This is a genomic window from Brevibacillus brevis, from assembly GCF_031583145.1.
GTDB classification, from domain to species: Bacteria; Bacillota; Bacilli; order Brevibacillales; family Brevibacillaceae; genus Brevibacillus; species Brevibacillus brevis_E.
Genome location: NZ_CP134050.1, coordinates 2,877,445 through 2,904,422, shown reverse-complemented (window position 1 = coordinate 2,904,422; position 26,978 = coordinate 2,877,445). Strand labels below are relative to the sequence as shown.

19 protein-coding genes and 1 pseudogene are annotated in these 26,978 nt (G+C 55.9%); 2 read left to right on the top strand and 18 right to left on the bottom strand.

Annotated features, from left to right (window positions below):
• Positions 1-121: 121 nt before the first annotated feature.
• The 13 genes from RGB73_RS14460 to RGB73_RS14400 all read right to left on the bottom strand — a co-directional run bounded on the left by RGB73_RS14460 (position 122) and on the right by RGB73_RS14400 (position 16,242).
• Positions 122-1,336, bottom strand: a complete 1,215-nt coding sequence (locus RGB73_RS14460) for a M20 metallopeptidase family protein (RefSeq protein WP_310774308.1) — start codon at positions 1,334-1,336, stop codon at positions 122-124.
• Positions 1,337-1,358: 22 nt separating this feature from the next.
• Positions 1,359-2,756 carry a M20/M25/M40 family metallo-hydrolase gene (locus RGB73_RS14455; RefSeq protein ID WP_310773437.1) on the bottom strand — a complete coding sequence of 466 codons (1,398 nt, stop codon included), beginning with the start codon at positions 2,754-2,756 and terminating at the stop codon, positions 1,359-1,361.
• Positions 2,756-4,405: an ABC transporter substrate-binding protein gene (locus tag RGB73_RS14450; RefSeq protein ID WP_310773429.1), complete on the bottom strand. Its 1,650-nt coding sequence runs from the start codon at positions 4,403-4,405 to the stop codon at positions 2,756-2,758. The genes RGB73_RS14455 and RGB73_RS14450 overlap by 1 nt, the downstream gene beginning before the upstream one ends.
• 38 nt (positions 4,406-4,443) lie before the next feature.
• Complete coding sequence (gene opp4C / locus RGB73_RS14445) at positions 4,444-5,352, bottom strand: oligopeptide ABC transporter permease (protein ID WP_310774306.1); 909 nt, start codon at positions 5,350-5,352, stop codon at positions 4,444-4,446.
• 27 nt (positions 5,353-5,379) lie between these two features.
• The gene (locus tag RGB73_RS14440; RefSeq protein ID WP_310773421.1) at positions 5,380-6,330 is read right to left on the bottom strand and encodes an ABC transporter permease; all 951 of its coding nucleotides are present in this window, start codon (positions 6,328-6,330) and stop codon (positions 5,380-5,382) included.
• Positions 6,331-6,350: 20 nt separating this feature from the next.
• On the bottom strand, positions 6,351-7,340 hold the full coding sequence (locus tag RGB73_RS14435) for an ABC transporter ATP-binding protein (protein ID WP_310773417.1): 990 nt from the start codon (positions 7,338-7,340) through the stop codon (positions 6,351-6,353).
• Positions 7,337-8,359, bottom strand: coding sequence for an ABC transporter ATP-binding protein (locus RGB73_RS14430; protein WP_310773411.1), 1,023 nt, complete (start codon positions 8,357-8,359; stop codon positions 7,337-7,339). Before RGB73_RS14430 ends, RGB73_RS14435 begins: the two co-directional genes overlap by 4 nt.
• Before the next feature lie 38 nt (positions 8,360-8,397).
• On the bottom strand, positions 8,398-9,606 hold the full coding sequence (locus RGB73_RS14425) for a M20 family metallopeptidase (RefSeq protein WP_310773401.1): 1,209 nt from the start codon (positions 9,604-9,606) through the stop codon (positions 8,398-8,400).
• 215 nt (positions 9,607-9,821) lie between these two features.
• Positions 9,822-11,843 carry a S9 family peptidase gene (locus RGB73_RS14420; RefSeq protein WP_310773396.1) on the bottom strand — a complete coding sequence of 674 codons (2,022 nt, stop codon included), beginning with the start codon at positions 11,841-11,843 and terminating at the stop codon, positions 9,822-9,824.
• A 5-nt stretch (positions 11,844-11,848) separates the two neighbouring features.
• Positions 11,849-13,642 (bottom strand): S9 family peptidase, encoded by a 1,794-nt coding sequence (locus tag RGB73_RS14415; RefSeq protein ID WP_310773390.1) that lies wholly within the window; start codon positions 13,640-13,642, stop codon positions 11,849-11,851.
• A gap of 182 nt (positions 13,643-13,824) precedes the next feature.
• Complete coding sequence (locus tag RGB73_RS14410; RefSeq protein ID WP_310773384.1) at positions 13,825-14,739, bottom strand: DMT family transporter; 915 nt, start codon at positions 14,737-14,739, stop codon at positions 13,825-13,827.
• 115 nt (positions 14,740-14,854) lie between these two features.
• Positions 14,855-15,766, bottom strand: coding sequence for an LLM class flavin-dependent oxidoreductase (locus RGB73_RS14405; protein ID WP_310773377.1), 912 nt, complete (start codon positions 15,764-15,766; stop codon positions 14,855-14,857).
• A gap of 251 nt (positions 15,767-16,017) precedes the next feature.
• Entirely contained in the window at positions 16,018-16,242 is a 225-nt protein-coding gene (locus RGB73_RS14400; protein ID WP_310773368.1) for a hypothetical protein, read from the bottom strand.
• Between the two features lie 96 nt (positions 16,243-16,338).
• Here RGB73_RS14400 and RGB73_RS30615 point away from each other — a divergent pair.
• Positions 16,339-17,711, top strand: a pseudogene (locus RGB73_RS30615) (MFS transporter).
• Between the two features lie 67 nt (positions 17,712-17,778).
• Here the strand turns inward: RGB73_RS30615 and RGB73_RS14385 are convergent.
• The 4 genes from RGB73_RS14385 to RGB73_RS14370 all read right to left on the bottom strand — a co-directional run bounded on the left by RGB73_RS14385 (position 17,779) and on the right by RGB73_RS14370 (position 22,872).
• Complete coding sequence (locus tag RGB73_RS14385; protein ID WP_310773356.1) at positions 17,779-18,768, bottom strand: 2-hydroxyacid dehydrogenase; 990 nt, start codon at positions 18,766-18,768, stop codon at positions 17,779-17,781.
• Positions 18,769-18,912: 144 nt separating this feature from the next.
• The gene (locus tag RGB73_RS14380; protein ID WP_310773351.1) at positions 18,913-19,683 is read right to left on the bottom strand and encodes an SDR family oxidoreductase; all 771 of its coding nucleotides are present in this window, start codon (positions 19,681-19,683) and stop codon (positions 18,913-18,915) included.
• 182 nt (positions 19,684-19,865) lie between these two features.
• Positions 19,866-21,989: an acyltransferase family protein gene (locus tag RGB73_RS14375; protein WP_310773343.1), complete on the bottom strand. Its 2,124-nt coding sequence runs from the start codon at positions 21,987-21,989 to the stop codon at positions 19,866-19,868.
• 727 nt (positions 21,990-22,716) lie between these two features.
• Positions 22,717-22,872 (bottom strand): hypothetical protein, encoded by a 156-nt coding sequence (locus RGB73_RS14370; protein WP_310773336.1) that lies wholly within the window; start codon positions 22,870-22,872, stop codon positions 22,717-22,719.
• Positions 22,873-23,209: 337 nt separating this feature from the next.
• On the opposite strand from RGB73_RS14370, the gene RGB73_RS14365 reads away from it, so the two are divergent.
• A complete protein-coding gene (locus RGB73_RS14365) occupies positions 23,210-24,862 on the top strand; it encodes a multicopper oxidase family protein (protein ID WP_396136216.1) in 1,653 nt (550 codons plus the stop codon).
• Between the two features lie 76 nt (positions 24,863-24,938).
• Here the strand turns inward: RGB73_RS14365 and RGB73_RS14360 are convergent, their stop codons facing one another.
• Complete coding sequence (locus RGB73_RS14360; RefSeq protein ID WP_310773320.1) at positions 24,939-26,888, bottom strand: ATP-dependent DNA helicase; 1,950 nt, start codon at positions 26,886-26,888, stop codon at positions 24,939-24,941.
• Between the last annotated feature and the right edge of the window lie 90 nt (positions 26,889-26,978).

Below are 26,978 nucleotides of genomic sequence, written 5' to 3'. Positions count from 1 at the left end.
AAGCGGATGTGGTTGCAAAGTCGAAAACAGACAGTCATCCCGACTGTCTGTTTTTTCGTAAGGTATGAAGGGAGCCATATCCATCCGAAAACGAAAACCCGAGCTGGCGTCTTTCCTGTCTTTACGCTTGCAAGCCAGACTCTACTGCCACAGGAGAAGCTTCGGATGCCCCTCCTCCCCATACTGCAGAAAGGAACACTTTGCCGATCAGCAGCATCGACCGTTCATCGACGTCAAACATCGGATGGTGATGTGGATAGACGGCACCGATCTGCGGGTTTCCTCCCCCTACGAAGAAGAAGGTGCCGGGTACCTTTTGCAGGTAGCAGGAAAAATCTTCACCCGCCATGCTCGGTTGCAGCGCCTTGACGTTTTCTTCCCCCACCAGCTGCTGCGCCAGACGTCGGATGTACCCGGTCTGCTGTGGATGATTCCACACCGCATCGTATCCTGTCCGATAGTGCACGGTACCGACGGCTCCGGCCGCTTCGCACGTCGCCGCTGTGATCTGCCGGATTTGCTGTTCGATGAACGTCCGCACGTCCCGATTGAAGGTCCGCACCGTCCCGCTGATCCGGCATGTGTCGGGAATGACATTGGCAGCCAGCCCGCTGTGGATGGATCCCACAGACAAGACGGCAGCTTCGATGGGATTGACTTGGCGGCTGACGATCTGCTGCAGATTGACGACCAGCTGGCAGCCAGCGACGAGCGGATCGACCGTGAGATGGGGCTGGGCGCCGTGCCCGCCACGTCCCGAAACTTCGATCTCGAAGCCGTCGCCTGACGCCATGGCGTAGCCGTCCGTGACGCCAATGGTTCCATACGTCTCTGAAGACCATACGTGCGCACCGTACACTTCGTCCACTCCGTCCAGGCAGCCGTCTGCGATCATGGCCTTGGCCCCGCCCGGAGGCATTTCCTCCGCAAACTGATGAAGAAAGACGACGTTGCCTGCAAGCTCCTCGCGTACGTTGCTCAGCACACGGGCGACACCGAGCAGGGCAGCCGTGTGAATATCGTGTCCGCAGGCGTGCATGACGCCGGGAATTCTGGATTTGTACTCGACTTCTTTTTCGTCCCGGATCGGGAGCGCATCGAAATCAGCTCGCAAGGCGATCGTCTTCCCCGGCTTTCCGCCGCGCAGAATCCCGACCACGCCGCGTCCCCCTACCTCCGTACGGACTTCCAGGCCGAGCGCGCGCAGGTAATCGGCAGCTTTTCGCGGAGTATCTACTTCCTGATGAGACAGCTCGGGATACATGTGGAGATCGCGGCGAATTTTCACCAGCTCCGGATACATGTCCTCCAGCTTCGAGAGCAAGTCTGGCAGCATTTTCATTCCCCCTTCTCCATCCTTATGCCTGCACTTTGTCTTGCACAGTCAGCGCTGCGGAAAAGCCGGAGAGCAGCAAGACCAGGTGGGCGATTCCTTGCTCGAAGTCCTGCAGCCGGATTGATTCATTTGGCGCATGGGCCTTCGAGCCTACCCAGCCTACCCCGGTGCTGACGATGGGGAGCCTCAGGTGCTCGCCAAACGCGTACATAGGACCCGTCCCGGCCGAATTCGGCGCGAGCACCGGCTCTTTCTCGTACACGACGCGCGCCGTCTCGAGCACATGAGCCACAAACGGGTGATGGTAATCCGAACGATACGCTTTTTGTCCGTTGATCATCGTCGCCTGTACATCGTCGAAGCCATGGGCCAACAAATGCTGCTGGATGCACGAGAGAATGTGCTCAGGATCCTGTCCCGGCACCAGGCGGCAATCGACTTTCGCCTTTGCGCTCTTTGGCAGAACCGTTTTGGCCCCTTCCCCTGTGTATCCGCTCTCCAGACCGCAAATCGTCATGGTCGGATGAAACACCATGGCCTCCCGGGGATCCGTCCCTCTTGCCGCCGTGATGAGCGGACGAGTCAGCCCGTACAAGGAACGTACTGCCTCTTCATTGAACGGCAGCTGTGCCACGACTTGCTTCTCCCCGTCGGTCGGCTCTTCGATACCGTCAAAAAAGCCCTTGACCAAAATTTCATGATCCTTGTTTTTCATGGTAGCCAAGGCTTGTACCAGCCTCCAGGCCGCATTGTCCACGTAGGCACCGACGGAGGAATGCATGTCGATATTGGCACCGACGCAGGTCAATTCGAGATAAGCCATCCCCTTGATCCCGGCCACCATGCTGATCCGTTCCGCTTCATCCTTTCCGCCGAACTCCCAGATGCACGCATCCGCCGCAAACAGATCCTTGTACTCACGAAGGTACGGCTCCAGATTCGGACTGCCGATCTCCTCTTCGCCCTCAATGAGAAACTTGATGTTGCACGGCAGGCCGCCCAGCTCGCTTTTCAGCAACTGAATGGCGGTCAGCCTCGCGACCAGATCCCCCTTGTTGTCGGCGACTCCTCTCGCGAACAGCTTGCCGTCCGCGATCACTGGCTGAAACGGATCGGAAAGCCATTCGTCAAACGGCTCGGGCGGCTGCACGTCGTAATGGTTGTAGAACAGCAACGTTTTCGTGGCGTCCCCTTCCTCGCCAGCCGCAAAGAAGGCGTATACGACGGGATTCCCGCCCAGATCGTCGAGGACGCGAACTTCGCCGCCTGCCTCGCGGATCATGTTCACCACGAAGTCGACGGTCTCCAAAATGGCCTTGTGCTGCGCAGAAACGGTAGGAAGGCTGACATACTGCTTCAACGTCTCAACGGCACCCGGCACCATTTCCTTTACACGGCTCAACAGCTGTTCTTTTTCCATTACTGCGCCCCTCCTACCGACCATTTTTCGAGGTGGTTATGGAAACCGAACACTTTGGGCTCCCCGTTTGCCACCTGTTTGGAAATCGCCGAGAATTCGTTATCGGAGTAAAGAGTGATCAACGGGACATCCTGATTCCAAATTTTTTGCAGCTCGTTGTAAATCTCTTTGCGCTTGTCCGAATTCGGCTCCGCTTTGCCCTTCAGCAGCAGCTCATCCACCTTCGGATTCTTGTACTTCATAAAGTTGAAGGTGCCGATCGAGCTGTACAGCGAAGACACTTCCGGATCCAGCGTAAAGGTAAGGCCCATCAGCAGCAGCTCGAATTCGCCCGCTTTCGCTTTTTGCATGACGGTCGGGAAGTCGTAGGTCGTCACTTTCACTTTCAAGCCGATTGCTTGCAGGTTTTGCGTCAAAATGTCGGCGGATTGCTCGCGGACTTTGTTTCCAAGCGGAACGACGAAGTTGAGCTCGCGATTGAAATCCCAGCCTGCTTCCTGCAGCAGCTGTTTGGCCTTCTCCACGTTGTAGCTGTATTTTTCCAGACTCTTGTCCAAGTACGGATTGATGGACGTATAAGGACCGTCGACCACTTCGCCGTAGCCCTTGAGCAGCTTGTCGACGATTTGCGGACGGTCGAGCGCGTAGGCGATCGCCTGGCGGACTTTCGGATCCGGCAGTTTTTCCGTGTTGAACATCATCGTTTGGAAGCCGAATTGCGGTTCGTCCTTCGTTCTGACGTTTTCAAATTTCTTCACCGTCTCGTAATCTTGCGGGGGAATTTTGCCAATTCCGCTGGCGACGTTCATGTGGACTTCGCCTGTTTGCAGCTGGGCGACGAGGTTCGGTGCCGGCAATACCTTGATGAACAGCTTGTCGAGTTCCGGCGCGCCCAGGTAATAATCCGGATTTTTTTCATATTCGATGTACTGGTCTTTTTTGTACTGGACGAACTTGAAGGGTCCGTTGGTGACAGTCGGCTTCTGCATGAACGGATTTTGCGAAAGCGCGGCAGGGTCGACATTTTCCAGCGCGTGCTTGGGCAAGATCATCAGCTTGGTGCCGAGCTGTTCCTTGACCATGTTCGGATCGACGGGTGCCTTCGTCTTGAACTGGATGGTTTTCTCGTCAATCACCTTGACAGCAGAAAGCTCTGTCTGCCCTTCCTTGAGCTTGCCGGTATTCTCCAGGCCATCGAACATGGACAGGTAGCTGCCTACTGTCGTCTCCACCTTCGGATTGGCGATCAGCTTGAACGTAAATGCCGCGTCCTCAGCCGTTACGGGCTTGCCATCCGACCATTTGGCATCCTTGTTGATCTTGATGGTGAACGTCTGATTGTCCGACGTCTCGAAGGATTCAGCCAGCTTGGGAACAAATTTCAGCGGGCCCTCCATCTCGAGGAAGGTATCGAACATGAATTTTTCCGCGAACTGCGAAGCGACGTCCGTGCTGTTGATCGGGTTGAAGATGATGGGCGGATTGACCATCCCCAGGAACATGGTCTTGCCCGCGCTGCTCGAGCCTCCGCTGTTGCCGGAGCTGCTGCCTCCTCCGCTAGAGGCTGTGTTGCTGCCCCCGCCGCATCCTGCCAGCAGCAGGAGCGATGCGATGGCTGCGATGCCGATTGTCCGTCTGATACGTTTCATCGAGAGACCCCCTTTTTTTCGTTGCTGACCAACCTTATTTACTTCAGGCTCTTTGGATCCATCGCATCCCGCAAGCCGTCCCCCATGAAGTTGATGGAGAGGACTGCGAGCAGGATCATCAGGCCTGGCGGGATCCAGAGCCAAGGTTGCGAAGACAAAACGGTCAGAGATTGCGCCTCGGTCAGCATATTTCCCCAGCTCGCCGTAGGAGGCTGAACACCCATCCCGAGAAAGCTGAGAGAAGCTTCCATGATGATGGCCTGAGCGATTCCGAACGTCGCGTTGACCAAAATCGGAGCCAGGCAGTTCGGCAAAATGTGCTGGAAGACGATCTTGGGCGTGGAATAGCCAAGCGCGATCCCCGCTTTGATGTAGTCCATCTCCTTGATGGACAGGACGCTGCCCCGGACGATACGCGCGATGGAGGGCCACCCCAACAGTCCCAAAACAACGACGATGTTGAACAGGCTCGGGCCCATGATGCTTACCAGCACGAGGATGACCATGAGGTACGGAAACGACATGAACACGTCTGTGATCCGCATGATGACCATGTCCACCCATTTGCCAAAATAGCCCGCCATCGCGCCCAGGACTGTACCGATGACCACGTAGATCGCCACCGCTCCGACTCCCACGGACAGCGACACGCGGGATGCATAGATCAGGCGGCTCAGGAGATCGCGTCCGACCTGATCGGTCCCCAGCAAATGGGCATCGGAAGGCTTCGCGGCGAATTCACCGGAGATGGCATACGGATCGCTGGGAGAGATCAGCGGCGCGAGGATCGCCGACAGAATGATCAAGCCAAACACGATCAGGCCGAGGACGGCGAGCCTATGCTTGAGGAACCGCTTGACGATCATGCGGATGTAGCTTTCCTCTGCTCCGAGTTGCACCTCCTGATTGACGAGCGGGATGTCATGCTCCGTCTTTACATTGACCATCGACAAGGATACTCCCCCCTTCCAACGTTAGTCATATTTGATCCGCGGGTCCGCTACCGAATAGAAAATGTCGGCGAGCAAATTGGAAGTCAGGACGGCGATCGCCGCCAGGAAATTGATCGCCATCAAAGTCGGATAATCCCGGGAGCCAATCGATTGAATCGTCAGCTGGCCAAGTCCCGGCCATTGGAAAATCTGCTCGGTCACGACCGCTCCTCCGATCAACACGGAAACGTCGATCCCGATGACGGTAATAATGGGAATCAAGGCATTGCGAAACGCGTGCTTGTTGATGACGAAAAATTCGCGCAATCCTTTGGAGCGTGCGGTTCGCAGGTAATCCTGCCCCAGGATATCCAACATGCTGGAGCGCACATAGCGCACCATTCTCCCGGCGATTCCAGCTGCGAGCACCAGAGCGGGCAAGATCAGATGCTTGAAGGTATCGGCGAATCCTTCGTCGCTGCCGAGCGTATTCATGCCGCCTGTCGGAAGCACGTGCAACTGCACCGCGAAAATGTAGATGAACCCCAGCCCCAGAAAGAAGTGCGGGATGGATATCCCGAGAAAGGAGGCGGAAGTCGACAGGTAATCCAGCCAGGAATACTGCCTGGTCGCGCTCAGGACACCGATGGGAATGGCAAAAAGATACGCCACGATCAAGGCCGTTCCCATCAGCAGCAGCGTCGGGCCGATGCGCTGGGCGACCATACTGAGGACCGGTTCATAGGTGGAATACGAAAATCCAAAGTCGCCCTGTACCAAATTGCCCAGCCAGCGGAAGTACTGGACGTAGATGGGATCGTTCAGGCCCAGCGCTTCCTTTTTCAACTCGATATCCGCTTGCGATATATCCGGATTGACGAACATTTCCACGGGATTGCCCGGCGCCAGATTCACGATGAGAAAGCTGAACACGGTAACACCGAGGAGAACAGGAATGGCGATCAACAGCCGTCTGATGATATACGGAAACATGGGGTCCTCTCTCCTTTCTGTCAGCCTAATGGAAAGTGGCAGGCTACCGTATGACGGTCGCCTTGCAAGACTGGTGCCTGCTGGCGGCAAATGTCCTGGGCCAGCGGGCAACGCGCGTGGAAGCTGCACCCTTTGGGCGGATTGGCCGGATTCGGCACATCGCCCTCCATGACGATCCGCTCTCGGTTGCGAAGATGCGGATTGGGAATGGGATAGGCATGGAGCAGCGCCTGGGTGTATGGATGGCGCGGATTTTGAAAGAGGTCTTCGGTCTTGGCGAGCTCCACGATCTTGCCGAGGTACATGACTGCGATGCGATCGCTGATGTACTTGACGACCCCCAATCCGTGCGCAATGAACAAGTAGGTGAGCTGGAATTCCTTTTGCAAGTCTTTGAGCAGATTGAGCACTTGGGCCTGAATCGAGACGTCGAGGGCAGAGACCGGCTCGTCGCACACAATCAGCTTGGGCTGCAGGATCAGTGCCCGGGCGATTCCGATTCGCTGCCGTTGTCCTCCGGAAAATTCATGAGGATAGCGGCTTTTGTGATACTTGGCCAGTCCGACAATTTCCAGGATGTCATCCACTTTTCGGCTGACCTCGCTCTTGTCGGCCAGTTTGTGCGCGAGAAGCGGTTCGGCAAGCAGATCCCCGATGCGCTTTCTCGGGTTTAGGGACGAATATGGATCCTGAAAGATAATCTGCAGGTCCGTCCGCACTTTGCGCAGCTCCGCTGTCGACAGGTTGGACAGCTCTTTGCCTTCGAAGATGACCTTGCCTTCCGTCTGCGGATCGAGCTGGACGATGGCTCTACCCGTCGTCGACTTGCCGCAGCCCGACTCCCCGACCAACGAAATCGTCTCTCCCTGGAAAATTTTCAAGTCGAGCCCGTCGACCGCTTTTACCTGACCGACGGTGCGAGAGATAATTCCTTTTTTGATGGGGAAGTATTTTTTCAGGTTTTGAACCTCCAACAAGGGAGTCGCTACTTCCTGGACAGGGGCACTCATGCGATCACCTCCGCCTTGGACGGCATTGGAGCTTCGCGCTGGTCATCCGTATGCAGCCAGCAGCGTACGCGGTGGCCTGAGTGCGGGTTCGCAGGGAGCAGGGCTGGTTTTTCGTGGGCGCATTTTTCTGTGGCAAACTGGCAGCGGGTATGGAAACGGCACCCCTTTGGCATCTGGTGAATCGTCGGCACCGTTCCCGGGATGGAAAACAACCGCTCCTGGCTGTCGTGCTCGAGATGGGGAATGGATTCCATGAGCCCTTTGGTGTAGGGATGCTTCGGGTCGTCAAACAAGGTGAATACATCCGCTTCTTCTACGACCTGGCCGGCGTACATGACCAGGACCTTGTCCGCCATTTCCGCAATAACCCCGAGGTCGTGGGAGATGATCATAATCGCCGTGTTCGACTCCTGGCGCAGTTTTTTCATCAGCTCCAGGATTTGCGCCTGAATGGTGACGTCGAGCGCGGTCGTAGGCTCGTCCGCGATCAACAGCTTGGGCTTGCAGGACAGCGCCATCGCGATCATGACCCGCTGCCGCATCCCTCCCGACAGCTTGTGCGGGTATTCGTCAATGATTTCCGACGCCCGGGGGATTCCCACCCGCGCCAGCATCTCGATCGCATAGGCTCTCGCCTCTCTGGCCGGGAGCTTGAGGTGCAGATTGATCAGCTCCAGCATTTGGTTGCCGATCGTGAAAACCGGATTGAGCGACGTCATCGGTTCCTGGAAGATCATGGAGATTTCATTTCCCCGAATCTGCCTCATCTCGGCTTCCGTCAGCTTCGTCAAGTCTTTCCCGTTAAACATAATCGTGCCCTTCTTGATGTACCCCGAGCTCCCGAGCAGCCGCATGAGGGACAGGGATGTCACGCTCTTGCCGCAGCCGGATTCGCCTACGATCCCGATCGTCTCGCCGGGCTTCAGCTGAAAGCTCACTTCCTCGACGGAGATGACCTCGCCTTTGTCCGTTCGGAACGCCGTCTGGAGCTTGTCTACTTCCAGAAAGTTGTTTTCCAAGCCACACACCTCCATCGTTGTCGAATTGTTCCGAATAGTCAGACCGTCTTTTCCAGAGCAGGCTCCGCTTCTTTTTCCACGGCGTAATGGTAGACGAGTGCAACCAGTGCTTTCGCTGCATGCACCATCGCACGCTCGTCGAAATCGAACAAAGGATGATGATGGGGGTATTTCGCTCCGATTTCCTCGTTGCGCGCTCCGGTGAAAAAGAACATGCCGGGCTTTTCTTGCAAATAGTAGGCGAAGTCTTCGCTGCCCATGATCGGCGTCATTTCCACCACGTGCGAGTCCTCTGCAAAGCCTTTGACAATCTCGATGAATGTATCGGTCTCCGCGGGATGATTGTAGACGGCGGGATAGCCGGCCTGATAGTTCAATTGGCAATCCGCATGCAGCGCCTGGCTGATCCCGCTGACGATGCTGGCCACTTCACGCTCCATGTGCTGTCGGACGTTCTCGTCGAACGAGCGCACAGTCCCTTTCAAAACGGCGGAGTCCGCAATGACATTTCCCGCATTGCCCGCATGGAACGAGCCGACCGACAGGACAGCAGCCTTTTGCGGATTGATCTGCCTGCTGACGATGTATTGCAGCTGGTTGACGAGCTGTGCCCCGATCGCCACAGCGTCTATGGTTTCATGCGGAGAGGCTCCGTGTCCGCCTTTCCCCTGAATCTTGATCTCAAACGAATCCGCGGCTGCCATCGCGTAGCCTTTGGCATACAGGTACGTCCCTGTTGGCGCCTGTGAAGTCAGGTGGGTGCCAAATACGACATCTACGCCATCGAGGCAGCCATCGGCAATCATCCCGATCGCACCGCCTGGGGACAACTCTTCCGCGTGCTGATGCAAGAGGACTACGTTGCCTGAGAGCTTCTCCCGATTGTCGCAGAGGACCTTGGCCACTGCCAGCAAGGTGGCCGTATGTCCGTCATGTCCGCAAGCGTGCATGACGCCAGGCACCTTCGACTTATAGGGGACGTCCTTTTCGTCTGGAATCGGGAGCGCATCGAAGTCCGCCCGCAAGGCAATCGTCTTTCCGGGCTTAGCGCCCCTTATGGTGCCGACCACGCCTCTTCCGCCGATCCCGGTCTTCACTTCCACGCCGTAGCTCTCCAAAATGCCGGCAATCATCTTGGGCGTCTCCACCTCTTGAAACGAAAGCTCCGGATATTGGTGTAAATGCCTTCTCCACTCCACCATCTGCTCGTACATCGACTCCAATTGGACGAACCAATCCTTCAACATCTGCACTCCCCCATCATCAAAATCGTGGTTTTGGATCCATATTTTGAGTATACGGATAATCAGATATAGATTCAATTGAATTTTTCTATCTATTCTGAATTGAAATTCTATTATGAAAACGTTTTCAGCCCTCATAAATGCGCATTGGAATCGTTGTCAACCAATCGGAAAACTCGGATATAAAGTGTGCAAAAAAAGGAACGGGCATGCCGTTCCTATTCCATCACCACTTTCTGTGGCTGCAGCAAATACGTGTCAAACCACTCGCAGGTGTACTGCAGACGCAGCACCCGCTGCTGGGGATCCCCGCTCCGCGACAGCTCGTGGCTCGCGCCCGGGAAGCGAATGAAGCGAACCGGCGCCTTCCCTTGGCGCTGCAATGCGATGTACAGCTGCTCGGCCTGTTCGATCGGGCAGCGATGGTCCTGCTCTCCATGCATGATCAACAAGGGAGTCTCGATGTTTGCGACGTGGCGAATCGGCGAATGCTGCCAGAGCTTTTCCGGATTGCCAAACGGGCTTGCCTGAATTTCTTCCTCCGCGAAATAATAGCCAATGTCGCTGACGCCGTAAAAGCTGAGCCAGTTGCAAATGCTCCGGTCTGTGACAGCGGCCTTGAACACATTCGTCTGTCCGACGATCCAGTTCGTCATGAAGCCGCCATAGCTGCCCCCGGCGACACCCATCCGGTCCGTATCGATGAAGTCGAAGCGGCCGCATGCGTATTTGACCGCGCTCATCAAATCAAGATAGTCGTTGCCTCCGTAATCGCCGCAGCACGCCTGGACGAATTTTTCCCCGTATCCCAGGCTGCCGCGCGGGTTCGTATAAAGGACCGCATAGCCTTTGGCGGCCAGCAGGTGGAATTCATGGAAAAACGTATGACCGTACATGGAGTGAGGACCGCCGTGAATCTGCAGCACCAATGGGTATTTTCTGCCGGGCTCGTACCCGACCGGCTTCAGCAGCCAGCCGTGCAGAGGCAAGCCGTCTTCGCCTTCGTATTCCAGCCCGATGGGAGCCGGCAGCTCGAGCTCTGCGAACAAATCGCGATTGACGTCCGTCAGGCGCACTTCCTCGCCCGTAGCAAGATTCACCGCGTACAGGTCGCCGGGCGTAAACGGATCGCTGACGGCGATGACCGCCGTCTGGCCGCGCTCGTGCAGGGTGAAGCCGTACACATTCCGCTCCCCTCCCACGACCTGCGTGACCTCGCCATCCAAAGTCGTGTGATAGATGCCCGAGCTGCCCCGCTCGCTGGCGAGAAAATACATGCCTTCTCCGTCCTCCGTCCAGACCGCTCCCGGATTCGGATGGCCAGGAGAGCGGACATCCCCGATCGTGGCGTCCCCCACCTGAACGTCCCAGCCTTCCGTGATGCAATCCTGCCTGCCGCTATCCAGATCGGACATCCACACCTTTTTCTGTGTCGCAATCAGCTGGGTTGGTGATTCGCTGCCGATGTACGCGAGCTTTTTGCCATCGGGGGACCAGGTCGGGAAGAAAAACGTTCCTTTGCTGCGCGTCAGCTTTTTCCATTCTCCTCCGTCTGCCGACACGAGGTGAACGTCGATGCTGTGCTGCAGGTCCGGATCATCCACCCGGTTTGCCGTGATGGCCAGCCATTTGCCATCGGGGGACCAGGCGCCGACGGTGTGCTGGTAATCTCCCTCGGTAAGCGGCGTGATCGCTCCTGTCTCTACATCCACGACTGCGATCTGCCTGTTGACATCGTACACGTAGCCCAGATCGTCCGACTTGTACTTCATTCGTCCGACGACGATGGCCTTTTTCGGCTCGTCCTTTTTCTCATCGCCCTCCGTATCCGCAAACGAGTCGTCCGGGGAAAGCAGCGAGGAAAACGCGATTCGCTTGCCATCCGGCGACCAGACCGGATTGGTGGCTCCCGTACGGCATCGGGTCAGCTGCCTTGGCTCCCCTCCGTCAACGTCGATCAGCCAGAGCTGGGATTTGCCGGACCGCTTGGAGACGAAGCAAATCCGGGTCCCGTCCGGAGACCAGCGCGGGGCAGAGTCGCGGACAGCTCCATCGGTCAAGGGCGTGGACGTCTGCGCGGTCAGCGATCGGATGAACAAATGGCTCCGATAAGCAAGCTCCTCGTCCACCATCGTCAGCACATACGCAACTGCGGTACCGTCCGGAGACAGCTGCGGATCGCTCGCATAGCGCATCCGGTAAAAATCATCTGCGGTAATGCCTCGTTTTTGCCCTGTCATAACGTTCACTCCTTTTCCGATTGGGAATGCGCAAGGTGACGCAAGAAAAACGCGGTGATTTTGCTGTTCATCGTGATGTGGTTTTCAAGCCTTTCGGTCATGTGTCCTTCATCCTCGAAGATGTGCAGCTCGACCTGCTGCCCTCTCGCCTTCATGTCAGCCACCAGCTGCTCTGCCTCGCCTACCGGGACTCGCGTATCGTTGCGGCCATGGAAAACAAGCAATGGGGCTTTGATCTTGGCCGAATGGTTGAGCGGGGCGATCTCCTCGAAAAAGTCGCTGTCGTCGGCCAGCGATCCGTACTCCGCTTCCCGCAGCCTGCGCCGCCACTCTCCCGTATTTTCCAGGAAGGTCCGGAAGTGTGAGATCCCGACGATGTCCACCCCTGCCGCCCACAAGTCCGGGTAATGGGTCAAGGCCGCCAGCACCATGAAGCCTCCGTAGCTGCGCCCCATGATGCCGATCGATTGCCCGTCCACCCCCTCTTGTTCGGCCAATGCCTTCGCTAGCCAGGCCAAGTCCGCGACCGAATCCATCCGCTTTCGCCTGTCGTCAAGCGTAACGTAAGTGCGGCCGTATCCCATGCTGCCACGGACATTCGGGGCCACCACGATAAAGCCTTGATTCACCAAATATTGAAAAACAGGATGGTACTCCGCGCGGATCTGGCTTTCCGGTCCGCCGTGAACGTAGACGACTGCCGGCCGGTTTCGTCCCTCGCCTTTCGCATAATAAAAGTAGGGCACCTCAAGACCGTCGAACGATTGAAAGCTCCGCAGCTCGGGAGCAACCAGGCTACCCTCGATCGCCTCAGACCTCCCGATGTTCGTGATCTGCCCGCAAGTCTGTGTCGGAATGGCGTAGGTCCAAATATCCCCCGGCATCGTCGGACTTTTGAGCGTAAACGTGAGCTGATCCTCCCCTCGCCAGGCGACAGATTGTATGACTCCGGCGGGGAGTCCCTCCGCTTTCACCAGGGAAAGGTCACGCAAGTCGAGGACAGACAGGGTCGAGATTCCGCCCTCGTTGGTGGAGAGGGCAATCCTCTGCTCATCGGAAGACAGTACAGCCTCCTCGATATCCCATCCGGGAATAAAAGCCAGGCGCTCCAATTCTGGACTGTCGAAGGAAAACCGGAACAACGCCATCGTATCGTCTTCGCGGTCCGTGACCAGATAGCCCCCTTTACCCTCCCGAGTCAATTGCACGGACAGGTACCGGGCATGCTTCGAGCAGATCGGCAGCCTTTTTGCTTCCTTCGTTTCGAGGTCGAGAAGATAGAGCGCGTTGTCGATGTTGGTCTCCTGGACGCTGAACAAGACCCCGCTTCCATCGGCCAGCCACCTTAGCGGCACGCAGCGTCCATCGTATTGGTACACTTCCTCGTATTCCCCCGTTTCTATCCGTTGGACGAACAGGTCAAAACAGCGCGGATGGCGGCGGTTGCTGGACCAGACGATCTTTTCCCCGCAGGGCGACCAGCCTCCGAGGTAATGGAAATGGTCGAAAGATTCCGTCAATGGTCGAACTGCCGTTCCTCTCTCCTCCAGCAGATAGAGCTGCTGCCGTTCATCCCCCAGATGGTCCATTCCGATTACCGTCCTGGTGCCGCAAGGAGAATGGTCGTAGTCCACTACCCTGTCAGGCATGAAGGTGACTTGCTCTGAAGACGTTTGTCCCTCCTCCCAGCGCCATAGCTGGGCATTGCCGGAAAGCTTGCTGAGAAATGTCCACTCCTCGCTCCCTGGAACCACCTTCATTTGGTACGCGGAGTGCACCTGCAAATAATCCACTATCAACCGCAATCCCCCTTTCGTTTTTCCCCCTTATGAACCAGTTCCACGAAAACGAGGCTTCTCCTCTATATTCGGCAAAGATTGTCCGCACATTCTGCAACAGGGGGTGCTCGTGACACAAAAAAGCGCAAGACTGGTTGCGGGGACATTTGCCTTCCCCCGTCAGCTTGCGCTTTTGTCCAAATTCACATCGACTCCGAACGGTCAGTCATCAGCTTGTGCTGTTTATCGACAGACGCTTTCTTGGATCTCACCGTCGCTACGATCACTCCTGTCACGATGAGCAGGGAGCCTCCCGCTTGAATGGCTGTCACGTGCGAGCCCAAGAGCAGGAAGCCAACCAGCATCGCAACGAACGGCTGCAAATTCAGGAAGACAGCAGCCTTGCCTGTACCTACCACTTTCAATTGCTGATTCCAGACAAGTCCGCATATACCCTGCATAAAGATCGCGGTCAGAATGAGCATGGCCCATGCCCAGATCTCTCGACTGATGTGCGAGCCTGGATCGAGAGTAAGCATCGCAGCCGGTGTGAGGAAGAGAGTCCCCACTGTCGTCGAGTACACCGTCGAGATAAACGGATGCAGCGTCTCCGTGAGCTTGCGGATGATAATCATCGAGGAGGAAAAGGTCACCATCGCGATCACAATCAGCATGACCCCCTTGGAAATCGACAGTCCCGCCCCTACTCCCACCACGCAAAAAGTGCCCATGAGCGCCAGTACGGAACCGATTTTCATGCGGCGGGTGAATTGCTCTTTGAGGAACAGCGACGCGAGAATCGCTGTCACAATCGGCGACATCGACAGAATCAAGGAGGCGGTGGTGGCATCTGTCGTGAGCAAGCCGTTGAAATAGGCGGTCTGGTTGGCCAGCGTGCCGATGAGCCCGAGCAGGATCAGCAGTCCCAGCTCCCGGGGCTTGATTTTCACGAATTTTTTCGTGATCCACGCATAACTGAGCAAAAACAGGGAGGTAAACACCAGCCGAATATCTGCCAAAAACAGGGGAGGAAATTCCTTTACCAGCATGCTCCCGAACACAAAATTGCTCCCCCAAAGCGTCACACAAAAAAGCAACAGCAAGTATGATCGAATCATGGTCCATCCTTCTTTCGCCCGGTTCATTCAAATCTTCGCTTCGCTATCGTACACGAGAGATCGGCAAAAGTCCATGAGTCGATCCACCATATTTTACAGGAAAAGATGTTTGATTTTACATAGAAGCATCAAGGGAAAACACGGACCTGGCCAGCCATTCATACGAGCGAAGACGTTTTTCGTAATCGGGCAGGTCGGTCACGATCATCAGCTCATTCGCCCTGCACTTGTCGGCGACCTCTGCCAATTCGCGCTGCACACGCTTGGGCCCGCCGACGATCGTGCTTCCAAGCGGCCTCTCCCGTTTGCTCGCCAAGCGCTGGGCCTCTTCATCCGTCTCCGCGCAAATGACTCCGACTGCCACGATGACGTTCGGCTCCCGATGGTGGCGCGAAGGCTGAAACCGCTCCCGGTAGAGGGACACGATCTCTCCTCCGTCCTGCTCGCTCATGAAATGGCCGAAGACGTAGCCGGCTCCATGGTCTGCCGCGAACTGGGCGCTTTTCTGATTGGTCCCGAGCAGCCAAAGCTGTGCGGGAACCGGCGGCACGGGGCGCGCGACGACCGGCTGTCCCTCTACGGTAAACTCCTGCAGCAAGAGCGCTGACAGATCCTCGACCAATTCGTTCATTTTCCCGACCTGCTCCAGGAAGTTGCCGCAAAGGGCGAGAGAAGCATGGGCAGAACCGCCGGGCGCACGTCCAATGCCGAGATCGACGCGTCCTGGATAGAGAGTAGCGAGCAGCCCGAATGCTTCCGCCACTTTGTACGGTCTGTAATTCGGGAGCAGCACGGCCCCCGAGCCAATGCGGATGCTTCGGGTTTTCGCTCCGATGTGGGCCAGCAGCACCTCCGGCGTGGAAGAAGCCAGCTGGGGCATATCGTGATGCTCCGACACCCAGTAGCGTGAATATCCCCATTCCTCTGCCTTCTGGGCAAGCAACACAGACTCCTGAAGCGCGGTATACGGATCGACTCCCTCGTAAATCGGGGACAGATCAAGTACGCTGGCGCGGCAACCATACATTTTGTCATTTCCTCTCTTTCCTGCATCCAACCCATGTGCATTCAGTATGTACAAGATATTGTACCAAGAAAGCTCCGCAAACGGAGAGATTGTTTCTGCTCGGGGTGAACACTGCGGCTGCAGGAAGCGAAGAATCGCTCATCCGGACACCCAGAAATGGGAAAAGGCGTGCGGGGATATCGCACGCCTCTGAGCTTGGGGAAGCTTTGATTGCTGAACGACAGTCGGACGATCGCAGTCGTAAGTTCCCTTCAGCTGCGGATCGGATACTCGCCGTTTAAACAAATGATGAAATGAAGGACGGTAAAAGGCTGCATGTTGTTATGGGGCATGCTCCCTCCGGCAGGGGGTTTTGATACATGGTTCTCGCAGCGCGCTCGGCAGTCGGCCTGCCGATCCGCTTGCTGCCGGCGCAGGGCACAGAACACACCGAGATCGTACAGAACGCCCACACACGTGCGTGAGCTTGATGGCATTCATTTGGTCCATCCATATGGCCCGGACGATCATGATTATCTATTCATTTGCTAGGCGGAAGAAAGGATAGAATCAGGTAGCGACGAACTTTCTTAATGACGATCGAATCTCCCTCATTTCCCTATCCGAAAGGCGGTGCTGCCATGAACGACCGCGTCACGATTCCGATCTGGGCCGTCTGTTCGTTTCTCGTCCTGATGAATACGACGATGTTCAACGTCTCCTTGCCCAGCGTCATTGCGTCTCTGCATATCGACGCCAGTTTGGGATCCTGGATCGTCTCCGGCTATTCTATCGTATTTGCCCTCTCGACCATCATTTTCAGCCGTCTGTCCGACTCGCTGCCCATCCGCAGGCTGCTTACCATCGGGCTATGCATTCTGGGTGTCTCCTCGGTCATCGGCTACATGGCGGACAGCTTCCTTCTCGTTCTCGTCGCCCGGCTGCTGCAGGCGTGCGGTGCCGGTGCAGTTCCTGCATTGGGTATGGTACTTGCCAGCCGATTCGTTCCCACCGAACGGAGAGGTCGCGCCATCTCGATCATCGCCTCCGGGAGCATCCTGGCTTTCGGTCTCGGCCCTGTCATCGGCGTGCGATCACACAGATCATGGGGTATCACGGCCTGTTTCTCATCATTTGCTTCGTCTTTTTGCTCATCCCTGTCTTATGGCGCCTTCTCCCCAAGGAGGCTCCGAAAAAGCTGCATTTCGACTTCGTTGGAGCGATCCTGACCATCATCGCTACGGCAACTCTGCTCTTGGCATTGACTCAGCTGTCGCTCCTGCTGCTTTTAATCGGTGTAGCAGCGATTTTGGTCAACGCCAGGCACTTGCGCAGGCAGGAAAAGCCGTTTATTTATCCGTCCTTGCTGCTCCATCCCGGGTACCGCAAGCTCGTGCTGGTCGCCTTTAGCGCCTTCATCCTGAACATGTCCAACCTGTTTCTCATGCCGCTGGTCCTGTCGGAGGTATTCCATCAAAGCGCTGTGGTCATCGGGCTGACCATCTTTCCCGGCGCCATTCTGTCCAGCGTCCTGATCACGATCATCGGCCGGATGATCGACAAATACGGCAACATCCGCTTTTTACTGGGCGGACACCTGGTGTTTATTCTTCCGCTTTTGGTGTTGACGCTCCTGCTTCCGCTGTCGCCGTACGTCATTTTGTTTGCGTATGTCCTGTTTGCGCCTTCCCTGTCTACCGTGACATCGTCCCTTTCCAACGAAGTGTCGCAAATTTTGCCGAAAGAGATGATCGGGGCCGGGATGGGACTTTTGCAATTGGCCCAGTTTTTGGGCGGTTCTTTTGCCGTCGCCCTGTGCGGACTTCTCTTGGGCTGGCAAAAAGAGCTTCCCGTGCACACGGCCTTTCAGAACATATTCTTCCTGCTACTCCTCGTCCTTTTCGGAGCGCTTGCAACCGTCATCCGCTATCGGAAAACTCGTGCCGCCCATGCGCTCGGTTCGTGACGAAAAGAAAAAAGACAACGGCCCGGGAGGTGTGCAAAGGCACTCACCCCAGCGGTTGTCTTTTTCCTTACTTTCCGGCAGATTCCGAAAAGACTTCCTGGTTTAGAAGCGCAGGTGGCCGTTTGCCCTGGATGCCCAATACGAAGTTTTCCGCGGCGAACTGAGCCATTGCCAATCGTGTCTCGAGCGTAGCCGAGCCGATGTGCGGCAAGGTCACCACATTGGGCAGCTTCAGGAGCGGATGGTCGGGACGGACAGGCTCCTGGACGAACACATCCGTCCCTGCAGCCAGAATCTCGCCGTTTTGCAAGGCCCGAACCAGCGCGTCCTCGTCTACTGTGGCCCCGCGGGAGCCATTCACGAAAATGGCAGACCTCTTCATCAACCCAAACTCCCGTTCTCCGATCAGCTTGGTCGTCTGCGGAGACAGCGGCACCATCAGGCAGATGAAGTCGGACTCTTGGCAGAGCTCATCCAGCGTACAGAAGGTCGCATCATAGGTCTCTTCCACTTCCTGGCTGCGGGAGCGATTGTGATACAGGATGTTCATGCCGAATCCGAAGCGGGCCCGCTTTGCGATGGCTGCCCCGATGCGCCCCATCCCGATGATCCCCAGTGTCTTGTGGTGCATGTCCACCCCAAAGTGCTCCGGAGTAATATTCGCTGTCCATTTGCCTGACTTCACCATGTGGTCCAGCTCCGGGATTCGCCGTGCAGTCGCAAGCATCAAGGCGATCATCGTATCGGCGACCGTCTCGTTCAAAACATCCGGAGTGTTCGTCGCCATCACCCCTCTGCGGGTCAGTTCGGGGACATCCAGATTGTCATAGCCGACTGAGATATTGCTGACGATTTTCAGGTTCGGTGTTTTGTCCAGAAGTGCTGCATCCACCTTGAGACCCGAGCCGAGCAGTCCTTTCGCGTCCTTTGCCTCCTCGTAAAACCGAGGCAGGTCCTCGTCGTTCAGCTGCTCGAAGTAGACGACCTCACAAGCCTCCTGCACGTACTCCAGCACGCTTGGCTCCACTTTTTTATAAATGATCACTTTCGGTTTCATGGCGTAAGCCCTCCCTTTCCAGAAAGTTGAGAATATCTTTGCGAACAAAAAAACCAACAAACCAAAGCGCGTTCGTTGGTTATCCTATACTTTTTCGCACATCATCTCTTCGGTTCCTGCTTTTTAGGCCGGGAAATCAGTCCCCTAGAGCGTGCTTCCACCGTCCACGCTCAAAATTTGCCCGGTCACAAAATCGCTCGCCTGGGAGCCGAGATAGACAGCCGCTCCTTTCAGCATCGTTTCGTCCCCGATCTTGCCGAGCGGAATTTTCGCGGCGATGGCGTCTCCCCGTTTTTCGAGCAGCGCTTTGGTCATTTTCGTGGCGAAAAATCCGGGAGCGATCGCGTTGACGTAAATACCGTGCCGTGCCCATTTTCTCGCGAGATCACGGGTGAAGTGAATGACCGCCGCCTTGCTGGTGCTGTACCCGATCGCATTCAAGCCTTCTGGCGGGTCGGCACGCAGTCCTGCAGCGGAAGCGATGTTGATGATCTTTCCGTAGCCTTTCTCGATCATATGCCGGCCCACTGCCTGGCTCATCAGAAACGTGCCAGTCACGTTGACATCCATGACCTTGTTCCAGGCTTCCAATGGCATATCGACGACGGGGGCGCCCCATGTCGCCCCGCTGTTGTTGACGAGGATGTCGATGGTGCCGAACCGTTCCATCACCTCCGCTACCGTCCGGTTGATGTCTTCCGGCTTGGTGACATCGCAAGCCAAAGCCAAGCTGCGCACGCCCATTTCCTGCAGCTCCTGCGCGATTTGCTGACAGTTCTCCAGCTTCCGCGAACATACGGCGACATCCGCGCCAGCTTCCGCCAAGCCTTTCGCGATCTGCTCGCCCAACCCTCTGCCGCCTCCCGTTACCAGCGCTACTTTTCCTTTCAGGTCAAACATTTGCCGAATGTGCATAGGTGTAACCTCCTCATTTGCCAAATGGGATGAGAAACGGTTTGTATGCGATTTCTGAGATGCTGTCCTTTTTATTGTACGGTAAAATACTGAATTTTTGCACAACTTTAACGACGATTGCCCTTCAAATAGCAAAAGGACAGCCATCACGCTGTCCTTTTGCATTCGATCTGGCAGGGGGACTATTTTCCCGCCAGAAGCTTGGCGATCGTTTTCGCCACGAGCTGGGCATAAAATTGGGAGCCTTCCGGATTGAGATGGACTCCGTCCTTGTAAAAGAAAGAATCTTTGCCAGCACTGGCCGTGTACCAGTCGATCAGCGTCGCGTTCGGGTAAGTGGCGACTACGCTCGCCAGCGTCTCATTGACGACACTTTCCCAAGGCTTCGGAACCCTTGCATTGATCAGAATGATGTGGTCGACGTCGCCCACTGACTGAAGCAGCTTGAGCAACTGCTTTTCGCTGAAGGATCCGTTCGTGCCAAGCTCGATGATCACGATCTTTCCGAGTTGGCCGTTTTCCTTCAAATCCGCAACGACGCCAGGGGCTTGTGACATTTGTCTGCCGATTTTCGCATCCACGGCGATGCCGGGCAGGAGCTTCTCCAGATGGGGAGCGATATCCAGCATGACCGAATCGCCAATGGCCGTGATCCCTTTTCCGGAATGGACGGGTTTCTCCTCTTTTCCGTCCGGTTTGTCAGGCTTGTCGGATGGATTTCCTTGGCTGTTCGGGTCGGTACCAGTCTGTGGATCGGTCGGGTTCCCGTTCGTTGCTTCAGGCGCTTCCGGCGGAGTTTGTGCATTCCCTTGGGGCTTCCCGTTCGACGTGGCAGGATTTTCATTGTCCTTCGCTGACTTGTGGGGAGTGGTTTGCGTCGGTTTTGTCTTCGTGCCCTTTTCTTTGGAGCCGGCCTCGCTCGTCTTTTGTGACGCCGCAGCTGGTTTGGCCGGGGGCGCCGTCTGTTTCTGCGGGGTGGAAGCGGCGTTTTCAGCCGTATATCCGTCGTTCTTTGGCTTGTCGCTACTGCTCATATCCTGCCCGGCAGTGCTTGTCGCCTTACTCGCAGCTGAGACCGGACTTTCGGTCGCATCTGACGTCAGAGACGTGACTCCGAAATAGATGACACACAGGATAAACGCGCAAATGGAGGCGATGAGGCGTGTATCCCGCCTTTTCTGGCGGACATTCTTCGAGCGCAGTCCGGACCAGATCCGCCCCAGCGCGCCGTGGCGAATTGGTTCTTCGACGTATTTCCAAGACAGAGCGGCAAGCACGATGCAGGCAGCTACCTGCAGGATTGCCCGGGGTATGGCGAATTCGTCGGCTTGCTCCGACCCCGGGCTGGTCAACACGATGACCGGATAATGCCAAAGGTAAATGCCATAGGATCTCACGCCTAGCCATTTCAGCGGCTTGCAGCCCATCCAGCGAGCGAATCGGCTGGCAGGGTGTGCCAGTACCGCTACGACAACCGCACTTACAATCGAGAAGAAGACGAGGCCGCCCTGGTAGAGAAAATCGTCGTACTGGTTGGTCTTCCAGATGGCGAAGAGCAAAACGGCGAGTCCTGCGACTCCGCTGAAATCGAGCAAAGTACGCGCTCTGCGGGTAATGTCTTCTGACAGCTTGCGGCTCGGCCAGACCATGGCGAGCGCCGCTCCGATCAGCAAAGCGAATACCCGCGTATCCGTTCCGTAATAGACGCGGCTTGGGTCTGCTCCCGGTTCATACAGCAAGACCATGAGAACAGCGGACAGAGCGGAGACAGTCAGTGTCATGGCGACGAGCGGGCCGCGGCGCTTGACAAAGCGGAGACCGAGGGCGAGCAGCAGGGGCCAGACCAAGTAAAACTGCTCCTCGACCGCAAGCGACCATAAATGTCCGAACGGCGAGGGAGGGCCGAACTTTTCGAAATAAGAAACATCCTGAAAGATGAGCCACCAGTTGCTGACGTACAGCAAAGCGGCAGGCACGTCGCCTTTCATAGCGGGGAGATGTTCAGGCTTGAAAAAGGTCACCCACACCATCGTGAACACTAGCAGCAGCAACAGTGCCGGCAGCAGGCGCCGAGCGCGACGGAGCCAAAAATCTTTCATATCGAGTCGACCAAGCCGACTCCACTGCGCGATGAGCAAATCCGTAATGAGATATCCAGAGAGGACAAAAAAGATGCCGACGCCAAGCAAACCTCCCGGCGCCCAGTTGAAATTGAGGTGATAAACGATGACGGCAAGCACGGCAACAGCTCTCAGCCCGTCGATTCCAGCCATGTACCGGCTGGTGCCTTTGAGTGGCTCAGGCATGGTGACGGCCTCCCTTGCTTGCACGCTGGAGGGATTGCGATTCGTTCATTCGTTTCGCCATTCCTTGATTCATAAAACAACTTCGTTTGTGGTGAGCCTGTTCCTCGCTCGACATGCAGCTCATCTGCATTCTCCCCTTTATGTTCCATTCTGTTTGTGCTTACGATGACGGGGTCAGCCATTTCACATCGGGAAATGCGTGCTGTATGAATGCAAAACCCCCTGTTTCTTTCGGCCTTCGAAAACGGGGGTTGGTATCGTTTATAATCGCAAGAGGATTATGCGTATGTCCAATCATATTGCCCGTATTCAGGATGTGTATATGGCGAAAAGCCTCTTCTCTTGTTATGTATCCGTTCATCCCCTCTTTCCCCGAACCACTTGCAGGAAATCACCTTGGCAAGCTCGCACGTTTCGCCTTTCGTTCAGGCACGTTTCGCCTTTCGTTCAGGCACGTTTCGACATGTCCGCAGCTTCTCCGGTGACCTTGCGTACTTACGATTATAAGACGGCGCGGAGGGAAAGCACGTTACAAATTGTTTACAATGTTCGGCAACTTTTTTTCCTCGAATTTCGACAAGGGCAAACATGGCTTCCACCCGTTTTCTCGTCTTCCAAACACCCTTGTCCAGAGCCAAAAAAAGGGAAGCTGCCGACCGATTATACCTGCCGGCAGCTTCCTTATGTATGAGGTCCTGCTACAGTCATGAACAAATGATTCCTTGCCTTACAGCTGATGGGTAAACAAATAGTTCAAGAAAAGGGCACCACTGACGACTGCGATGGCCATGAAAATCACGCCGCTGCGAATTCGGGATGAAACCAGTCGCATGAATCCCAAACAGAAAAAAACGCCTGTTACCAAAAAATAGGCAATTCCCATCCAGAACATACTCCACGGCAAACTCGCCAAGTCTACATTACCCAACGTATACACCTACCCCGTACCGATTCTATTTTCCATTTTTTCATGGTTGAACCTATATTATAACAGGGAAAGAGTCTAGCGTTTCGCTTTTCGCTCACCCGTAACAGAAGTTTCATACATGTGACTGGTTTTCGTCTGTGTTCTTTCCCGTCTTGCAAGCCGTCGACAGAGAGCTGTCGCATCTTCATCCTTTCTCCACATTGTTTTGCTACTTTCATGCTATCGACAGCAAAGGAGGAATCCGATGTTTACCCGATCCAGCTACAAGACAGGACCGCTCCTCATCATTTCCATGGCCGCCATTCTGGCACTTTCTGCATGTTCTCCCGGATCCACGGTGGAGGATGGCGGACCTCATTCGGGCATGGACCCGTCAGCCATGAATCACGACGCCCACCAAACGGGAGCGGCTCAGTCAACCATAGGCCAAGGAGGCGATCAACCGACGAGCACCCTGCCAGTCTCTGCAGAGCCTTTCGAAGTGCTGACAGGCAGCTCCTTTACATTGACGGCCAAGGAAACGACCTTGCAGCTCGACGAGAAGACGAAGAAAACCGTCTGGACTTACAATGGGACAGTCCCCGGACCACAGCTGCGGGTCAAGCAGGGAGAGACGGTGAGAGTCGTCCTGAAAAACGAATTGCCAGAGCCGGTCACTATCCATTGGCACGGCTTGCCTGTTCCGAACAACATGGACGGCATACCAGGGGTCACCCAAAACGCCGTCAGGCCGAATGAAAGCTTTACCTATGAGTTTGTGGCCAATACGGTCGGAACCTACTGGTATCACTCGCACCAAAAGAGCTCCGAACAAGTCGACAAGGGACTGTATGGCTCGATTGTCGTAGAGCCGAAAGAACCCCCTGCGAAACCCGCAGACCAAGACTTTACACTGGTGCTGGATGAATGGTTGGCGGACGACAGCATGGCCCAGATGCACGGCGGAACAGGGATGGATAGGAGCGGTATGAACCATGGAAACATGGGAAACATGAATCACGGCTCAGCGCCGTCGTCTGACCAAAACGCGCATTCAGGCATGAGCGGAATGGATGGACAAATGAGCGACGCTGAAATGATGCCGCTGATGTACACCATTTTCTCGGTCAATGGAAAGACGGGAGCGGCGATCCCTCCCCTTTCCGTCAAGGAAGGAGAACGGGTCAGAATCCGCCTCGTGAACGCAGGCTATCTGTCCCACAAGCTGAATCTGCAAGGCCACGAGTTCCAGATCGTAGCAACTGACGGACAGCCGATCAACAATCCGCCTCTCGTCAACGGACAGCTGCTCAACATCGCACCCGGTGAGCGGTACGATATCGAGTTCATCGCCAATCATCCCGGCAAATGGCTGCTCGAGGAGCAAGGCAAAAATCCGGGGGCCAAATCGCTAGCAGTCCCGATCGTCTACGAAGGCTACGCGGATAAAGCCGCAACGCCCGGCACGGAAGATCTGCCGACCGTGGATATCACCAAGTACGGTGAGGCGGCAAAAAGCAGGTTTACTTTGGAGCAGGCCTATGACATTACGTACCAGATGGATTTGAATACAGAGATGGCCAAAGGCAAGATGGCATTCACGATCAACGGCAAGACCTTTCCCGATGTCCCGCCTTTGAATGTCAAAAAAGGAGACCTGGTCAAGGTCACGATGGTCAACCGTTCTCCGAAGGACGTCCATCCGATGCACTTGCACGGCCACTTTTTCCAGGTGCTCAGCAAAAACGGACAGCCGGTATCCGGGTCTCCCCTCATCAAGGACACCCTGAACATCTTGCCCGGAGAGTCGTTCGTCGTCGCTTTTCAGGCAGACAATCCCGGCAATTGGATGTTTCACTGCCACGATCTCGGCCATGCGGCGCAAGGGATGGTTGCCGAGGTCAAATACGCAGGCTACCATCCGGATTTCACGCCGGATCCGACGGTAGGCAACATGCCGGAATGACGCTTCTCAAAAGGTAGAAAACAAGGGCAGGAACACGATGGTTCCGGCCCTTTTCCTGTTTTCCGATCGATGCGAGCTACCATGTCTCTTGCCATGCTACTCCCGTCGGGAATACATCGCGAACGTGTTTTCTCAGCTTTTCGTCACGGGACAGCTCTTCGCTGAACACTGCTACAATTCCGCGGTCCTCTCTCGAGCGGATCAACCTGCCGATGCCTTGACGCAGCCGCAAGAGCATGTAGGGGAGGTCGACCTCTTCGTACGGATCTGCTGCCCCTTTTCTCTTGGCTGCAAACACCGGGTCGTTCGGAGGAAACGGAAGCGACCAAATGATGACGTTGGACAGTGACGGTCCGGGTACATCGAGTCCTTCCCACAGCGTCACGGCGCACAGGCTGCTTTTTTCTTCCTCTTGGAAGCGCGCGATGAGATGGCTGATTTCCTGGTCCCCCTCGAAGTAGAACTGCTGCCCTGCGAGCGCGGGATCATCGGCTGCCGCCTTCTTGAATTGCGCCATCTCCTCCATGGAAGGAAACAGCAGCAACGCCCGTCCGTCTGTTCGCTTCAGCAGTTTCCCTGCCGCATCCAGCTTCTGGGCAAACACACTCGAAGCCGCCAGCCTCGGGACGATCGCCTCCATTTGCTCCGCGTACTCGTACGGGGAAGGGACGGAAAAGGACAAATACCCGCTGATTCCCAAGCTGTCCGCGATGTACTGGAACGAGCCGTCCACGGAGAGTGTCGCCGAGGAAAAGACGATCGGCATCCGTTCCGAGAATACCCGTTCATGCAGTACTTCTTGCACCAGCCTTGGCATGACGACCAGCGTCGTGCCAGCCGCCTCCTCCGTCACCCACGAGATGACGCGCTCCGGCTCCCGGAACAAGCGGAGAGCGAGCTGCATCATTTCCAAATGCTCCTCGACAATACGAAGCTGAAACTCGTCCAGCGTGTAAAGCCCGCTCTCCAGTGCCAACTCTTCCTCGATCCAGTCGATCAGGTCAGTGAACCGGGCAATCAGAGCAACCAATGACTCATCGAAGCGAACTTCTTTGCGGGTGGATCCGACTACAGTCAGACTCTGCTGCCGGAGACGAGCAAACAGCTCCTCGCTTTGCGTGATGGCGTCTTCGATTGCGACCGCCAGCGACTCGCGAATCTCGCCCTTCAAAAGGCGTGTGATGATTTCTTCAAAGACGCCATGGTTCAGCTTGTAGGTCAACGCTTTTTGAGCGGCGGTCTCCAGCAGATGACCCTCGTCGAAGATGACCGAGCTGTGGCTGGGCAAAAGCGGCAATTGGCCACCCCGTTTCCGGGATTCGTAGGTCCAGACATGCTCCATGTAAAAATCGTGCGAGCAAATAATCAGGTCGGCCGACTGCCGGTAGTGGTTTCGAGACAACGTCTGGCCGCAGCGGTGCTGCCGATCGCAGGAGAAGCAATCCTGAAACGAATCCCAGGCGACTTGTCCCCATTTTTCGTCGTCCAGCTCGGGATAGCCGCTGCGATCCCCGTACGGATGAAACGATTGCATCGCCTCATGGGAATGGACGAAGGAAGGCAGCTCCGTGTAAATGGTCTGAAACGCCTCCCCTTCCTCTGGATGAAACCTGGCCTCATCCAGCTTGCGCAAACACAAATATTGGTCCGGCGATTTGCTCAACCGCGCATCGATAGTGAAGCCGAGATGGCGGGCGAGCTTGGCGATGTCCCCCTGCGGCTTGACCAGCTGTTCGATCAAGGATTCGTTCGCACAGGCGATAATGGCTGGCTTCCTCATATAACGAGCGTAACAGACTGCGTAGAGCAAATAGGCCAACGTCTTGCCCGTACCTACCCCTGCTTCCGCAAAAATCGTCTGCTTTTCCGCGAATGCCCGCTCGAGCTGGAAAGCCATGTAGATCTGTTCATCACGGACTTCAAAGCCTGCTTCCGGCAATGTTTCGTAAAAAACGTCCGCCACCCAGTCGCTTACCTGCGAAAGGAAAGGCTCGGACGGGTCGTATGCAAAAGGATACCGTTCCACTTCTGTCGTGCCTCCACTTGTGAGAAATGCGTCGAGCTATTTCATGCCAAGATGTAATCATGACACGTCTTGACCGTAAATACAATACAG

What these genes read in the sequence shown, in the direction of transcription:
- RGB73_RS14370 (WP_310773336.1), bottom strand. Translation starts at nt 22,872, where the DNA reads ATGGGAATTGCCTATTTTTTGGTAACAGGCGTTTTTTTCTGTTTGGGA.
- RGB73_RS14460 (WP_310774308.1), bottom strand. Translation starts at nt 1,336, where the DNA reads ATGCTGCCAGACTTGCTCTCGAAGCTGGAGGACATGTATCCGGAGCTG.
- RGB73_RS14420 (WP_310773396.1), bottom strand. Translation starts at nt 11,843, where the DNA reads ATGACAGGGCAAAAACGAGGCATTACCGCAGATGATTTTTACCGGATG.
- RGB73_RS14450 (WP_310773429.1), bottom strand. Translation starts at nt 4,405, where the DNA reads ATGAAACGTATCAGACGGACAATCGGCATCGCAGCCATCGCATCGCTC.
- RGB73_RS14400 (WP_310773368.1), bottom strand. Translation starts at nt 16,242, where the DNA reads ATGCCATCAAGCTCACGCACGTGTGTGGGCGTTCTGTACGATCTCGGT.
- RGB73_RS14425 (WP_310773401.1), bottom strand. Translation starts at nt 9,606, where the DNA reads ATGTTGAAGGATTGGTTCGTCCAATTGGAGTCGATGTACGAGCAGATG.
- RGB73_RS14410 (WP_310773384.1), bottom strand. Translation starts at nt 14,739, where the DNA reads ATGATTCGATCATACTTGCTGTTGCTTTTTTGTGTGACGCTTTGGGGG.
- RGB73_RS14440 (WP_310773421.1), bottom strand. Translation starts at nt 6,330, where the DNA reads ATGTTTCCGTATATCATCAGACGGCTGTTGATCGCCATTCCTGTTCTC.
- RGB73_RS14455 (WP_310773437.1), bottom strand. Translation starts at nt 2,756, where the DNA reads ATGGAAAAAGAACAGCTGTTGAGCCGTGTAAAGGAAATGGTGCCGGGT.
- RGB73_RS14380 (WP_310773351.1), bottom strand. Translation starts at nt 19,683, where the DNA reads ATGCACATTCGGCAAATGTTTGACCTGAAAGGAAAAGTAGCGCTGGTA.
- RGB73_RS14365 (WP_396136216.1), top strand. Translation starts at nt 23,210, where the DNA reads ATGGCCGCCATTCTGGCACTTTCTGCATGTTCTCCCGGATCCACGGTG.
- RGB73_RS14405 (WP_310773377.1), bottom strand. Translation starts at nt 15,766, where the DNA reads ATGTATGGTTGCCGCGCCAGCGTACTTGATCTGTCCCCGATTTACGAG.
- opp4C (WP_310774306.1), bottom strand. Translation starts at nt 5,352, where the DNA reads ATGGTCAATGTAAAGACGGAGCATGACATCCCGCTCGTCAATCAGGAG.
- RGB73_RS14375 (WP_310773343.1), bottom strand. Translation starts at nt 21,989, where the DNA reads ATGCCTGAGCCACTCAAAGGCACCAGCCGGTACATGGCTGGAATCGAC.
- RGB73_RS14435 (WP_310773417.1), bottom strand. Translation starts at nt 7,340, where the DNA reads ATGAGTGCCCCTGTCCAGGAAGTAGCGACTCCCTTGTTGGAGGTTCAA.
- RGB73_RS14385 (WP_310773356.1), bottom strand. Translation starts at nt 18,768, where the DNA reads ATGAAACCGAAAGTGATCATTTATAAAAAAGTGGAGCCAAGCGTGCTG.